This is a genomic window from Streptomyces sp. NPDC050564, assembly GCF_044457265.1.
Lineage (GTDB): Bacteria > Actinomycetota > Actinomycetes > Streptomycetales > Streptomycetaceae > Streptomyces.
Map to the genome: position 1 here is coordinate 1 of NZ_JBITGS010000086.1, position 15,115 is coordinate 15,115.

General features: G+C 70.9%; 7 protein-coding genes. All 7 read right to left on the reverse strand.

From position 1 onward, the window contains the following. Positions 1-5,624: amino acid adenylation domain-containing protein (locus ACIBK0_RS50735; protein ID WP_399096997.1), on the reverse strand; the 5,624-nt coding region annotated here is incomplete at its 3' end. A gap of 143 nt (positions 5,625-5,767) precedes the next feature. Then, a complete protein-coding gene (locus ACIBK0_RS50740; RefSeq protein WP_028805844.1) occupies positions 5,768-5,983 on the reverse strand; it encodes an MbtH family NRPS accessory protein in 216 nt (71 codons plus the stop codon). A gap of 255 nt (positions 5,984-6,238) precedes the next feature. After that, positions 6,239-8,728 carry an FtsX-like permease family protein gene (locus ACIBK0_RS50745; RefSeq protein ID WP_399097001.1) on the reverse strand — a complete coding sequence of 830 codons (2,490 nt, stop codon included), beginning with the start codon at positions 8,726-8,728 and terminating at the stop codon, positions 6,239-6,241. Then, a complete protein-coding gene (locus ACIBK0_RS50750; protein WP_399097004.1) occupies positions 8,728-9,498 on the reverse strand; it encodes an ABC transporter ATP-binding protein in 771 nt (256 codons plus the stop codon). The genes ACIBK0_RS50745 and ACIBK0_RS50750 overlap by 1 nt, the downstream gene beginning before the upstream one ends. Continuing rightward, positions 9,491-10,831 carry an MFS transporter gene (locus ACIBK0_RS50755; RefSeq protein WP_399097007.1) on the reverse strand — a complete coding sequence of 447 codons (1,341 nt, stop codon included), beginning with the start codon at positions 10,829-10,831 and terminating at the stop codon, positions 9,491-9,493. Before ACIBK0_RS50755 ends, ACIBK0_RS50750 begins: the two co-directional genes overlap by 8 nt. Beyond that, positions 10,828-11,754, reverse strand: coding sequence for an ornithine carbamoyltransferase (locus tag ACIBK0_RS50760; RefSeq protein WP_399097010.1), 927 nt, complete (start codon positions 11,752-11,754; stop codon positions 10,828-10,830). Before ACIBK0_RS50760 ends, ACIBK0_RS50755 begins: the two co-directional genes overlap by 4 nt. A 55-nt stretch (positions 11,755-11,809) precedes the next feature. Further along, the coding region (locus ACIBK0_RS50765; RefSeq protein ID WP_399097013.1) for an amino acid adenylation domain-containing protein at positions 11,810-15,115 on the reverse strand (3,306 nt) is incomplete at its 5' end.

A 15,115-nucleotide genomic window follows, 5' to 3' on the forward strand; every position in this document is an offset into this window, starting at 1 on the left:
GGAACCACACCCTCGTGCGCCCCCTCGACCGGGAAGACACAGGTACCGACGCTCGCCTCGGTCGGCCCGTACTCGTTCAGAAGCCGTCCATCGCCGAGGAGTTGACGCCAGCGCTCCACGAGCGCACCGGGCAGAGCCTCTCCCGCCACCACGATCCGTGTCGTGAGCCCACGTATCTGATCGTCGCTCAACTGACCGCCGATCACCTCCAGATGGCCAGGCGTCAGCTTCAGGAACGAGAACGGGCCCGCCTCCGCCAACTCCCGCCCCAGCTCCGTCAACTCACCGTCGAACAGCCACACCCGCTGCCCGGCCGCCAACGGCGCCCACACATTCGGCACCACCAGGTCGAACGCCACCGACGAGAACACCGGCGCACCACCCGAACCGCACCAAGCCAACTCCCGCACCGCCCAGTCCACATGATTCACAAGACTGCGATGCGTAACCTGCACACCCTTCGGCCGACCCGTCGACCCCGACGTGAAAATCGTGTACGCCAGCGCATCCAGATCCACCGACGGCAGCCACCCCGCCTCGGGGTGATCCTCATCCACCCGCACAACATCCACGGTGAAGCGGTCCACATACGCGGCCGACGTCACCGCAACCGACACCCCGGCATCCGCCAGCATGCCCTCCACCCGCTCACGCGGCAGCACCGGATCGAGCGGCACATAACCGGCACCCGCCCGCCACACCGCCAGCAACGCCACCACCAGATCCACCGAACGATCCAGCAACACCGCCACCGACGACTCAGCACCCACACCCCGGGAACGCAGCACCCCCGCCAGACGATTCGCCCGGTCCTCCAGCTCACCGAACGTCAGACGCAGCCCCTTCGCCTCCACCGCCACCGCACCCGGCGACTCGGCCGCCCGCTCAGCGATCAGCTCGGAGACCGACACCTCACGCACCGGCGTCACCGTGTCATTCCAGGACGAAAGCACCAACTCCCGTTCGCCACCCGGCAGGACGACCTGCTCGGCGTCGCCGTCCGCATCCGCGGCCATGGATTCGAGGACCGAGCGGTACATGGAGGCGAGCCGGTCGACGCCCGCGCGGCCGATGATGTGCCGGTTGGCGGTGATCACCATGAAGCCGGCGCGGGTCGAGACACCGAGCGGGAACTCGGTGGGGCTGTCGTCGATGGTCGCGGCGTAGTCGATCAGGTCCTGGTCGACCTGGCGGAAGTTCTGGTAGCTGAAGCGGACGTCCACGAGGCGTTCGCCGGCGCCGAATTCGCGTTGCATGGCGCCGAGCGGGTAGCGACGGTGCGGCCAGACCTCGATCTCCTGATCGAAGACCTGGCGGACGAGTTCGCGCCAGGTGCGGGCCCCGCGCCGGAAGGCGAAGGGCAGGGGGTTGAGGTAGACGCCGTGGACGCGTTCGGCGCCGACGGCCTCCGGGCGGGCGTTGGTGACCAGGCCGGTGCGGAACGTCTCCTCGGGGGTGAGCCGGCTCATCACCTTCAGGTGGGCGGCGTGCAGCACGCTCTTGATGGGGACCTGGGCCTCGCTCGCCAGGGCGCGCAGCCCGGATTCGAGGTCGTGGTAGGGGACCCAGGCGCGGTGCAGGCCGCGAGGTGTGGTGAGCGGGTCGTCGCCCCATCCGGCGGGCGGCACGAACTTGGGGTGGTTCTCGACGATGCCGCGCCAGTAGTCGCGGTCCTCGTCCGAGTCGAGGGAGTTCAGCTCGGCTGCCACGAAGTCCGCGTAGCGCACGGCGGCGGGCTCGGGCTCCTGGAGTGGCTGCCGGTCACGCAAGGCCCGGTAGGTGGTGACGAGTTCCATCAGGAGGGAGTGATGGCTCCAGCCCTCCAGGACCGCGTGGCACTCGGTGAGGGTGAGCCACCAGCTGCCGTCGTCACGGGTGTGCGCGGTGAAGCGGATCAGCGGGGGCCGGGTCAGGTCGAAGAGTTCGGCGCGTTCCTCGGTCATGAAGGCGCGCAGAGACTGCTCGGCCGCTTCGGCGTCGAGTGCGGTCAGGTCTCGTGTACGGACGGGTGAGTCGACCCGAGACGGGTCGTGGACCAACTGCAGCGGCACCGAGAACCCGTCCAGCGCGAACGAGGTGCGCAGGATCTCGTGGCGGCCGATGACGACCTGTACGGCCTGCTGGAGCGCCTCGGCGTCGAAGGGATCCTCGTCGAGGATCCGGAAGCAGGTCGAGTTGTGGTAGTGGTTGCGGCCGTCGTCGGCGAGCATCTCCACGACCATGCCGAGCTGCACCTGGGCGAGCGGATAGGCGTCGACGACGCCCTCCGGCAGGCGCGCGCGGTCCTCGTCCGTGAGGAGGGCAAAGGGGGCGACGCCCGGTTCCGGGCGGGCGGGCGCGGGGCGTCCGGTGAGGAACTCGACGAGCTCGGCCGGGGTGCGGTGCGCGAACACGTCGCGGACGGTCACGTCGTACTCGGCGTCGCGCAGCGCGGCGGCCAGGGAGACGGCGCGGAGCGAGTCGCCGCCCAGGTCGAAGAAGCTGTCCGTGACGCCGACCCGGTCGACGCCGAGGACCTCGCGCCAGACCCCGGTCATCCGCTCCTCGGCGGCGGTGCGCGGAGCGACATGGGCCCGTCCGACGGCGAGGGCGCCCCGGTCGGGCGCGGGCAGCGCGGCCTGGTCCAGCTTGCCGTTGACGGTGAGCGGGATCCTGCCGAGGGCCAGGAATGCGGTGGGGATCATGTAGGCGGGCAGCGTGCGGCCCAGCAGGGCGCGCAGTTCACTGGGGGCCACCACGGCCTCGCCCGCGAGCACGATGTAGGCGACGAGCCGCTTGTCCCCGGGGGTGTCCTCGCGGGCGACGACGACCGCGTCACGCACCAGCGGGTGGGCCGTCAACGCGGCCTTGATCTCCCCGAGTTCGATGCGATGTCCGCGAATCTTGACCTGGTGGTCGATACGACCGAGGTAGTCCAGACCGCCGTCGGGGCGCCGGCGTGCGAGGTCACCGCTTCGGTAGAGGCGGGAGCCGGGCGGGCCGTACGGGTCGGGTAGGAAGCGCTCGGCAGTGAGCCGTGGGCGGCCCAGGTACATGCGGGCGACACCCGGGCCGCCGACATGGATCTCTCCGGAGACGCCGATGGGCACCAATTCGCCGTGGCCGCCGAGCAGCTGCACCTGGAGGTCGTGCAGCGGTACGCCGACGTCATTGCCGTGGTCGGCGGCGAGGTCGGCCTCGGTGACCGGGTGGTAGGTGGTGTGCACGGTGGTCTCGGTGATGCCGTACATGTTGACCAGCGCCGTACGGTCGAGGCCACGGCGTGCGACCCACGGGCGCAGGGCCGGCATGTCCAGGCGTTCGCCACCGAACGTGACGACGCGCAGAGCGAGTTCGTCGACCAGCGGGTGAGCGTCGGCGGCGAGGGCGACCAGGCCGCGGAAGCCGGACGGGGTCTGGTTGAGGACGGTCACCCGCTCGTCGGCGAGCAGGCGCAGGAAGTCCTCCGGGGAGCGGGCGATGTCCGCGGGTACGACGACCAGGCGGCCTCCGTACAGCAAGGCGCCCCACAGCTCCCAGACCGACATGTCGAACGCGTACGAGTGGAAGAGCGGCCAGACGTCGCGCTCGTCGAAGCCGTAGTGCTCCTCGGTGACGGTGAACAGGCGCAGTACGTTCGCGTGGGTGAGTCCGACGCCCTTGGGGCGGCCGGTGGAGCCCGAGGTGTAAATCGTGTAGATCAGGTCGTCGGGGCGGACGCCGGAGGCGGGGGCGGTGGTGGGCGCGGCGGCCAGGGCCGCGGTGTCGTGCTCACCCTCCAGATTCACCAGGCGGCCGTCGTGGGCGGCGGCGAGGTGCTCGGCGTGGGCGTCCGAGGTGACGACGATCCGGGCGCCGGCATCCTTGAGGGTGTAGGCGAGGCGCTCCGCCGGGTGTTCGGGGTCCAGCGGAAGGTAGGCCGCGCCGGACTTCAGGACGCCGATCAGGGTGGGGACGAGGTCGATGCCGCGGTCCAGGCTGACGGCGACCAACTCTCCCGGCCCCGCGCCGAGTTCGCGCAGGTGGTGGGCGAGCCGGTTGGCGCGGGTGTCGAGCTCGGAGTAGCTCAGCCGCTGTCCGCCGAGGACGACCGCCGTGGCGTCCGGGGTGGCGGCGGCCCGCTCCTCGAAGAGCTCGTGCACGCACCGCTCGGGTGCCGGGAAGAGGCGCGGCGCGGGCGCGAGGACGGCCAGGTCGGTGTCGTCCAGCAGGTCGAGCAGCGACAGGGCGCGGTCCGGGTCGGTGGCGGCGGACTCCAGCAGGCGCACGTAGTGGCGGGCCAGCCGCTCGGCTGTGGCGCGGTCGTAGAGCGCGGTGCTGTACTCCAGCGTGCCGAGCACGGAGCCGTCCGCCCGCTCGCCCAGTTGGAGGGTGAGGTCGAAACGGGAGACGCGGGAGGTGGCGCGCAGCGGTTCGGCGGACACTCCGGGGAGACGGAAGGCCTCGGTGCGCTCCTGGTGCAGGGTGAAGGCGACCTGGCACAGCGGGGTGCGGGACATATCGCGTTCCGGCTGGAGCTCGTCGACCAGCCGGGCGAAGGGGTACTCCTGGTGGTCGAAGGCGTCCAGGACCGTGGCGCGGGCGCCGTCGAGAAGGGTGCGGAACGAGGGGTCGCCCTGCCAGCGGCCGCGCAGCACCAGGGTGTTGATGGCGTAGCCGACGAGTTGCTCCAGCTCGGGGCGGCCACGTCCGGACACGACGGTGCCGACGGGGATGTCGGTGCGTCCGGTGTAGCGGGCCAGCAGGGCCTGGTAGCCGGTGAGCAGGGTCGTGAAGAGGGTGGCGCCGTGCGCCGAGCCGAGGCCGCGCAGCCGTTCGGCGAGCTCGGCGGGCAGGGTGACGGGCACCGCGTCGCCGGCCCAGCTGCGGGTGGCCGGGCGGGGCCGGTCGGTCGGTACCTCCAGGGGGGTGACACCCTCCAACTGTTCGCGCCAGTAGGCGAGATGGGGGTCGAGGGCGCCGTCGGCGAGGCGGGAGCGCTGCCAGGCCGCGTAGTCCGCGTACTGGAAGTCGATCGGGGAGAGCGGATCGGGCCTGCCTGCCGCGAACTCCTCGTACAGGACGGCGAGTTCGCCGAGCAGCAGGCCGACGGACCATTCGTCGCAGGCCACGTGGTGCAGTACCACGGCCAGGATGTGGTCGTCGTCCGCGAGACGGATCAGCCGGGCGCGCAGTGGCCGGCCCCGTTCCAGGTCGAAAGGGCGGCCCGGTTCGGCCTCGGCCAGACTCAGCGCCTGGCGCTCCCGCTCCGCCGCGTCGGCCAGTCCCGTCAGATCGTCGACCGGGAGGTCGAACGGGCCGGGCGGGTCGATGAGCTGGACCGGTTCCGCGCCGTCGAGACGGTAGCGGGTGCGCAGGATCTCGTGCCGGGAGTGCAGCGACTCGAAGCCGCGGCGCAGCACTTCCGCGTCGAGCGGTCCCCGCAGCCGCAGGACGACCGGAACGCTGTACTCCCAGCTGTCCGGGTCGAGGCGGCTGAGGAACCACATCTGCTGCTGGCCGTGGGAGAGGGCCAGAGGGCCGTCCCGGTCCGCCCGCCGCAGTGCGGCGCGCCGCCCCCGGCGGGCACCGGCGAGCCGGGCGCGCACCAGTTCCTCGCGCTGGTCCCCGGCTTCCTGGCCCGTACGAACTCCGCCCGTGCTCATGCTGAGCGCTCCTCCCCCACCGTGTGCTTCTTTCGGTTCTCGGCCGTGGTGCTGTGCGTGTGCGTGCGCCTCGAGGCGGACGTGTCCGGGACGCCGGCCGCTCGGGCGGACGTCTCTCGGGCGCTGCCTCGGGCGGACGCCTCTCAGGCGGTGGCCTGCTCCATGCGGCGGCGCAGGCTCGCCGGGCGCAGGTCCGTCCAGACCTCCTCGATGCGGTCCAGGCACTCCTGCCGGGTCCCCTCGGTGCCTTCCGCGTGCCAGCCCGCGGGCAGGTCCCGGTCCGCGGCCCAGATGGAGTACTGCTCCTCGTCGTTGAGCACCACCCGGTACACGCGGTCGTCGGTCTGCTCGTCAGCCATGTCGGCTCTCCCTCTCGGAGGTCTGTTCGGACAGCGGACCGGGATACGAACCCGGATCCGCCGTCAGCTTCCGGTGGGGGCCTATACCGCGCCTCTACGCGAACTGTCGTACGCATGCAGGCACGCACGGCGGTGGCCGGCGGGCATGGAAAAGCGCGCGACCCGGTCCCCACGGGGGGAGGGACCAGGCCGCGCGCGGTCTTTCGGGGGAGGAGCGTCCGCGTTATGCGCGGGGGCCCGACCAGTTGGACGATGTCATTCGCGGGCGCCCACCAGTTGGACGATCCGGGAGCGCAGCGCCGCCGAGACCGGCAGTACCGTGCCGATGACGGCGAGCACCGTGGAGACGGCGGCGATGCCGACGACCACGAGCCACGGCGCCACGATCGGTGTCGTCCCGAAGAGTTGGAGCAGCGCTGCCCACAGGGCCGCGATGTTGACGGCGGAGGCGAGCAGCGCGAGGACGACGCCGATGCCGGCCACCAGCAGCGATTCGGCGACGAAGAACCGTACGACCTGCTTGGGGGTGGCCCCCGCGAGGCGGAGCACCGCCAGGTCGCGACGCCGGTCGGAGGTCGCCATGAGCAGGGTGTTGAGGATCGCGATGAAGCAGAACAGCACGACGATCACGGCTGTCGAGCGCTGCCGAACCTCGATCAGGTGGCGGGCGTACGCGCTCTCCGAGGCGACCAGCTCGTCGCGGGTCAGGAAGCGTGCCCCCGTGCCCTGGACCGCCTTCGTGATGGCCGCGGTGGCGGCTGCCTTGTCCGTACCGGAATCGAGGGTGATGTACGCGCGGCGGGCCAGGCCGTCGCGGGCGTAGGCGGCGGACGGGGCGAAGCGTTCCGGGAGGTACGCGACGTCCTCGCCGCGCATGGCCTTGTAGACCGCCGCGACCTTCAGCGTGGCCTCCTCGCCGTCGCCGAGGAGGATCTTCTGCGACGTGCCGGCGTCCCAGCCCCACAGGTCGGGGGCGGCGATGCTGTTGTCGTCGAGTTTGTCGAGGGAGCCCTGGGTGATGGTGAGGTCCATGGTTCGCTTGAGCGCGGAAGTGTCCACGATCATGCCGTCGTTCTCGTCGTAGCGGTCCTCGTCGCGGGTGTAGACGGTGGTGAGGAGGGGCGCCGCGATCCGTACGCCGTCGATCTTCTTGACCCGGTCGACGACTTCGGGGCTGATGCCCGGGGTGCCGTCGGGGGCGAGGGCGTACTCGGAGGCGACCTGGTTGCGCAGTCCGTGGTCGCGGGCCGCGCCGAGCGAGTCGGTGGCGGCGAGCAGCGACAGGGCGAGGCCGACGGTCAGCAGGATGGGTGCCGCGGTGGCGGCGGTACGCCTGCGTGAGGTGAGCACGCTCTCACGGACCAGCATCGCGGTGGGCCCGGCGGAGTTGCGGAAGGGCCACATCAGCAGGCGGGCCAGCGGGCCGATGGCGAGAGGCGCGATGACGGCGGCGGCCAGCACGGGGACCAGCAGTTCGGTGACGTAGGTGTTGGGCGAGAGGATCGTGGCCGGTTTGCCCACGGCGATCCACGCCGCCAGTCCCACGCCGCCGCCCACGCCGAGGGCGCCGATCAGCAGACGGCCCGGCGTCATCCCGGAGTCGTCGACCGCGGCCTCGCGCAGCGCCTCGACGGGTCGTACGCGTCCGGCGCGGTGCGCGGCGGCGGCCGCTCCGCACAGCGCCACCAACACTCCGACGAGGAACGCGCCGGCCAGCGGCGCGGTCACCGTCCAGTGCAGCGAGGGCCGTACACGGAACCAGGGCGGTGAGATGTCGAGGTCGATGAGCATGTCGGTGAGCAACTGCGCCCCGTACAGGCCAAGGGCCGTGCCGAGCGCGGAGGCCAGCGTGCCCACGAGCAGGGCCTCGCCGCGGACCATGCGGCGGACCTGCTTGGGCGTGGCGCCGACGGTGCGCAGCAGGGCGACCTCGCGGCGGCGCTGGATGACGGCGAAGGCGAAGGTGGACGCCACGACGAAGACGGAGGTGGTGCCCGCGACGGAGGCCATCACCGGGACGAGCGTGATGGTGTTGTCGAGGGTCTCCCGGTCCTCGGCCTCGCTGGCATCGGCCTTGTGCCGGTCCTTGCCGGTGAGGACTTCGGCATCCTTGCCGACGACGCCGCGCACCTGATCGATCGGGCCGAGCGCCACCAGGGCCTGGATGCGCGGGGAGATCCGGGCGGCCTCGGCGTCGCCGAAGAACACCGCGTTCTCCCAGTCGACCGGGGCGACCGTGCCGGACACCGTGTACGTGGAGACTCCGGCGGCGGTCATCACCGTGACCTTCTCGCCGGTGTGCGCCTGATCGGAGGGGACGACGATCTCCCGGTCCCCGGTGGGCTGCTGTCCACTCGTCAGCTTGTAGCCGCCGAAGCGAGCGACCGCCCAGGGGTGGCCGACCTGGTTCTTCGGGCCGTCGTGGAGCTGGGCGTAGAAGGCCCGGTCGACGACGGTCTCCCCGGTGGCCGAGACCCGGTTCAGCAGGTCCTGCGTGACGCCTTCGGCCTCAGGCAGCGAGCGGACGCCGAGGTCGTGATGGGCGGGGTCCCAGTCGGGGTCGGTGGGCAGCACCACGGCCGAGGCCTGGGCGAACCGCTCGGGCGGGCGGTCGGGCAGGTCGAGCATCGTCATCAGTAGGACGCCCATGGCGGCTACCTGCGCGACGCCGAGCACGAGCGCCACGATGGTGCCGAGGAACGACACCCAGCGCGCCCGAAGGGTCTGGAGGGCGATGCCGAGCACTACGACACCGCCAGATCGGTCATGCGGGCGGCGACCGCCTCGGCCGTCGGCGTGACCAGCTCGCCGACCAGCGCGCCGTCGGCGAGGAACACCACACGGTCCGCGTACGCGGCGACGTTCGGGTCGTGCGTGACCATCACGATGGTGGTGGGCTCGTCGAGCTCGGGGTCGTCGGCACCCTGGCCGCCCGTGACCGGGCTGCCCACCAACTTGCGCAGCACTTCGAGCAGTTCACGGCCGGTGGTGATGTCGAGTGCGCCGGTGGGCTCGTCCGCGAAGAGCACGGCGGGACGAGTGACCAGCGCGCGGGCCACCGCCACCCGCTGTTGCTGACCACCGGACAGCTGGCTGGGCCGCTTGCCGGCCTGGTCCTCGAGGCCGACCTGGGCGAGCGCCCGCAGCACGGTCTGCCGACCGGGCTTGCGGCCGGCCAGCCGCAGCGGCAACCCGACGTTCTGTGCGGCGGTCAGGGAAGGCAGCAGGTTGAACGCCTGGAAGACGAATCCGGTGGACTCCCTGCGGAACTCCGTCAGTTGGGTCTCGTTCAGACCGCCTATGTCGGTGCCGTCGATGAACACCCGCCCGGACGTGGGCCGGTCGAGTCCGGCAGCACACTGCAGCAGCGTGGACTTGCCGGATCCCGAGGGCCCCATCACGGCCGTGAAGCTGCCGCACGGGAAGGACAGGTCGACCTCGCGCAACGCGCTGACCGCGCCACTGCCCGAGCCATAGGTTTTGGTGAGCGACACCAGCCGCACTGCGTCATCCATCGATTCTCCGTAGCGTCATGGTGGTGGGGGGACCGGCCGTCAGCTCCTGCTGAGGTCCGGACGCCTCGTCCTGGGCGCTCCGGTCTTCGCGCTCCGCCCCGGGGCGGGTGAACACGACGGTCGCCACCACGGCGAGCAGGGCCATCACTCCGGATGCGATGGCCAGTGTCCCACGCGTACCGACACCTTCGAGGAGGTAGCCAGTGCCGAGCGCGCCGAGCGAACTCGCCCCGGAGACAAGGAGCATGACGACGCTGCCGACCCTCCCCTGCATGGCGTCCGGCGTGATGCGCACCTGATGGGACATACCGGAGACCGTAACAGCGGCTCCTATATGCGACGTTATGAAGAAGAGAATCCCAAGTGTCACGGGATGCAACAGAAATACCGTTCCCGGCATGATCAGGGCCCAGGCGATATGCGCGTACATCATCACGCGTCGCATCGGCAGCCGCCTGCTCAGCCACCCGCCGCTGAAGGCTCCCAGAAGTCCGCCGATGCTGCCGGCCGCCATGATCAGGCCGACTGTACTCGCGGGTCTGCCCTGCTCCCTGACCATGACGGCGACGGTGAGGATGAGCCCCTGGAAGACGAGGTTACTGCCCGCGATGATGAGCAATGCCGAGCGGAAGTAGGCGCGTTGCCACACCCAGCGCAGTCCGCTGGAGATCTCCTCGCGCATTCCGCGGGCGCTCCTGGCCTTGCCCGAGTGCTTGTTGTGGGGGATCCGCAACCGGGCGAGCGTCAGCAGGGACATCAAGTACAGCCCGGTGCTGGACAGAAAGGGCACCCAGGCCGACAGGCCGAACATCACACCGCTCGCCGGATGCCCGACGAAGTTCACGGCGCGGGAGCGCGCCTCGTTCTGCGCCATCGCGGTGGACACCTGCTGGGGCGGTACGACCCCGCGCACGGCGGCCCGTTCGGAGAGCTGGTAGAACACGGTGAGACTGCCCTGCACGAAGGCGACGATCGCGATGTGCCAGACGCGTACCTCGTCCCCGGCGAGCGAGACGGCGACCGACCCGATCGCCAGTGCCCGGCCCGCCACGCACACGAGCATCACCCGCCGTCTGTCCCAGCGGTCCACCAGCACACCGGCGGGCAACTGCATGACCAGCATCGGCAGCAGGGCGCTGAAACCGACCAGGCCCGCGGCGCTCTTCGACCCGGTGTGCCAGAGCACCAGCAGGGTGAAGGCCATGGTGGAGGAGCGTTCCGCCATGACCGACAGCGCGGAACCGCCCCACAGCAGCCGGAACCGCCCGTTGCTGCGCAGCGGCGGCAGCTTCTCCTCGCCGCCGTCCCGCGTCTCCAGTTCCGTACCGGTCATCGTCCGTCCGCCCAGCACCACTCCAGGACCGCCATCGCGCTGTGCAGCTTGTGCGTGGCCTGCGTGAAAGCGATGCTCGCCGGCCCGTCGAGGACCTCGGCGGTGACCTCCTCGCCGCGGTGGGCGGGCAGGTCGTGCAGGAAGACGGCCTTCGGGCTGGACTCCCACAGCGCCCGGGTGACCTGGAACGGCGCGAAGACCTCGCGCCAGTCCTCGGTCGGCTTGCTGGTGCCGGTGGTCTGCCAGCGCGTGGTGTAGACGGCGTCGAGGTCGGCCGGCAGCGCGCTCATGTCGTGCCGCTCGATCACCTTCGCGCCGCTGCGGACCGCCTGCTCCGCCGCCTGAGCGAGCACCTCGGGCGCGACCCCGTAGCCGGGCGGCGTGCGCAGCTCCAGCTCGGTGCCGGGGAACCGGGTGAGGGCCAGCGCGAGAGCGGCGGCGCTGTTGTTGCCCTCGCCGACGTACAGCAGTCGCAGGCCGTCCACCCGCCCGAAGTGCCGTTGCAGCGTGGTCAGATCGGTGAGCGCCTGGGTCGGATGCTCCTCGGCGCTCATCGCGTTGACCACCGACATGTCCCCGGCGGCCGCCCAGGTCCGCAGCTCCGCGGTGGCGTCGGCGGTCCGGGCCACCAGCAGGTCCAGCATTGCGGCGAGCACCCGCCCGGTGTCCTCGCTGGTCTCACCGGTGTTGGTCTGCAGATCACCGGGCCCGAACGTCACGGTCTGCGCGCCCAGGCGCAGCGCCCCGGCTGTGAACGCGGTACGGGTCCGGGTCGACGTACGGCGGAAGTAGACACCGACGACGGCGCCGTCCAGTGTCTTCGCCCGTGCTCCCGAGGCGAATTCGACGCCTCTGGCCACGATGCCGCGCAGCTCGTCGTCGGTCAGGTCGGTGATGGAGATGAGGTGTCGCGCGGATCCCATGGCGATGGGGGTCCCTTCTGGTGGGGCTCTTTTGGAACGGGAGGTGGGGCGAGGTTCAGCGGGCGTCGGTGAGGAGTGCGTCGATCTCGGCCCGCACCCGGTCCTCGATCTCCACGGCGAGCTGCGCCACGGTGGGGCGTTCGAAGGCGACCCGAACCGGCAGGTCGAGGTCGTACTCGGTCTGCAGCCGCGAGATCAGCCGTACGGCGAGAATGGAGTGTCCGCCGAGGTCGAAGAAGTTGTCCTCGACGCCGACCTTGTCCAGGCCGAGGACCTGACCCCAGATGGCCGCGATGCTCTCCTCGACCTCGCTGCGCGGGGCGATGTACGTGTCCGCGGCGCCGGCCTCGGGATCCGGCAGGGCACGCCGGTCGAGCTTGCCGTTCGCCGTGAGCGGGATGCTGTCCAGCTCGATGTACGTCGACGGGATCATGTACTCGGGCAGCACGGACCCCAGGGCGTCGCGGAGGTCGTCGGCTCCACCGACGACGTAGGCGACCAGTCGCTGGTCGTCGGTGACGGTCACGGCCGCGTCGGAGACCTTCGGGTGGGCGATCAACGCGGCCCGGATCTCCCCGAGTTCGATGCGGTAGCCGCGCACCTTCACCTGGTCGTCGATACGGCCCAGGAACTCCACGGCGCCGTCGGCGCGCCAGCGCGCCAGGTCACCGGTCCGATAGATCCGGGTGCCGGGCTCGCCGTGCGGGTCGGGCAGGAACCGCTCCGCCGAACGCGGCGAGTCACCGGTGTAGCCGCGCGCGACGCCGAGGCCGCCGACGTACAACTCCCCCACGACGCCCACCGGCACGGGACGCAGCTCGGCGTCCAGGACACGCATGTGGACGTTGGGCAGGGGTCGGCCGATGGGCACCACACCGTCGAACGGCGCCTCGATCGGGAAGACACAGGTGCCGACGGTCGCCTCGGTCGGGCCGTACTCGTTGAATATCCGTCCGGCGCCGAGGAGTTGACGCCAGCGCTCCACGAGCGCACCGGGCAGAGCCTCTCCCGCGACCACGATCCGTGTCGTGAGCCCACGGACCTGGTTGTCGCTCAGCTGGCTACCGATCACGTCCAGGTGACCAGGTGTCAGCTTCAGGAACGAGAACGGGCCCGCCTCCGCCAACTCCCGCCCCAGCTCCGTCAACTCACCGTCGAACAGCCACACCCGCTGCCCGGCCGCCAACGGCGCCCACACATTCGGCACGACCAGGTCGAACGCCACCGACGAGAACACCGGCGCACCACCCGAACCGCACGAAGCCAACTCCCGCACCGCCCAGTCCACATGATTCACAAGACTGCGATGCGTAACCTGCACACCCTTCGGCCGACCCGTCGACCCCGACGTGAAAATCGTGTACGCCAGCGCATCCAGATCCACCGACGGCAGCCACCCCGCCTCGGGGTGATCCTCATCCACCCGCACAACATCCACGGTGAAGCGGTCCACATACGCGGCCGACGTCACCGCAACCGACACCCCGGCATCCGCCAGCATGCCCTCCACCCGCTCACGCGGCAGCATCGGATCGAGCGGCACATAACCGGCACCCGCCCGCCACACCGCCAGCAACGCCACCACCAGATCCACCGAACGATCCAGCAACACCGCCACCGACGACTCAGCACCTGCCCCACGGGAACGCAGCACCCCCGCCAGACGATTCGCCCGGTCCTCCAGCTCACCGAACGTCAGACGCAGCCCCTTCGCCTCCACCGCCACCGCACCCGGCGACTCGGCCGCCCGCTCAGCGATCAGCTCGGAGACCGACACCTCACGCACCGGCGTCACCGTGTCATTCCAGGACGAAAGCACCAACTCCCGTTCGCCACCCGGCAGATACGTGGACTCCGCGCTCCCGTCCACGTCCTGGGCCACGGCCTCCAGGACGGCCCGGTACATCGACGCCAGCCGGTCGACGGCGGCCGGGGTGAGGCGGCGGGGATCGGCCGTGAGGAGCAGACCACTCGCACGGGCCGCTATGGCAAGGCCGAATTCCGTCGCGCCCTCGCCCATTCCGGAGTCCGCGTCGACGATGTCGGACTCGGCCTGGGCGTCCTTGAGATCGAGATAGCTGAAGCGGACGTCCAGCAGGCGGGATCCGTCGGCCAGTTCGCGCTGCATCACGGGCATCGGGAAGCGACGGTGGGGCCAGAGGGCCGCCTCCTGGTCGTAGACCTGACGGACGAGCTCGCGCCAGGTGCGCGCGCCGCTCCGGAAGGCGAACGGCACGGTGTTGAGGTACATGCCGTAGACGCGCTCCGCGCCCAGGATTTCCGGGCGACCGCTGCAGACGAGTCCGGTGTGGAAGGCCTCCTCCGGGGTGAGCAGGCTCATCACCTTCAGGTGGGCGGCGTGCAGAACGGCCTTCAGCGAGGTGCCGGTGTCGCTCGCGGCGGCGCGCAACGCCGGCGCGAGGTCGGCGAGCGGAACGCGGACGGTGTGCGCAGGACGGGGCGTCTCGTCACCGCCCCAGCCCGAGGGCAGTTCGAACTTGGCGTGGCCCTCGATGACACCACGCCAGTATCCGCGGTCCTCGTCCGACTCCAGGGAGGCCCGTTCGGCCGCCACGAAGTCCGCGTAGCGCACGGCGGGCGGCTCCGGCGCGGGCAGCGACTCGCCGCCGCGCACCCGCAGGTAGCCCTCCACGACCTCGCTGAGCAGCGAACGGTGGCTCCACCCTTCGGTGATGGGGTGGCAGACGCTGACCGACAGCCACCAGGCCTCGTCCGACTCCACGAGTGCCGAAACCCTCAGCAGAGGCGGGCGCTCCAGGTCGAAGGTGGCGGCGCGCTCCCCGACCACGTGCTCGCGACGAGCTGCCGCCTGGCTCTCCTCGTCCTGCCCGCGCAGATCGTGCACGGTGACCGGAATCTCCGCGCTCGGGTGGATGAGCTGCAGCGGTACGGAGTAGCCCTCCAGCGCGAACGACGCCCGCAACATCTCGTGCCGTTCCACCAGCGCCCTCGCCGCCTGTTCCAGCGCACCGGCATCGAAGGCCCGGCCGTCCCTGATCCGGAACGTGGTGGTGTTGTGGTACTTGTTCAGGCCGTCGTCGGCCAGCATCTCCACCAGCATGCCGAGCTGCACCTGGGCCAGCGGGAAGGCGTCGGCCAGCCCCTCGGGCAGTTTGGCCCTGTCCTCCTCCGGGATCAGGCCGAAGGGTGCCACGACAGCGGGCTCCGCCGCGGGCGTACCGGCACTGGCGCGCAGCGCTGTCGCGAGTCCTGCCACGGTCCGGTGGCGGAACACATCGCCGACGGCTGCCTCGAAGCCTTCGGCGCGCAGGGCACCGACCAGGGCGATCGCCTTGATGGAGTGGCCGCCGAGATCGAAGAAGTTGTCCTCGACGCCGAC

Coding starts and splice junctions, on each gene's coding strand:
- ACIBK0_RS50740 (WP_028805844.1), bottom strand. CDS start 5,983: ATGGCTGACGAGCAGACCGACGACCGCGTGTACCGGGTGGTGCTCAAC.
- ACIBK0_RS50750 (WP_399097004.1), bottom strand. CDS start 9,498: ATGGATGACGCAGTGCGGCTGGTGTCGCTCACCAAAACCTATGGCTCG.
- ACIBK0_RS50755 (WP_399097007.1), bottom strand. CDS start 10,831: ATGACCGGTACGGAACTGGAGACGCGGGACGGCGGCGAGGAGAAGCTG.
- ACIBK0_RS50760 (WP_399097010.1), bottom strand. CDS start 11,754: ATGGGATCCGCGCGACACCTCATCTCCATCACCGACCTGACCGACGAC.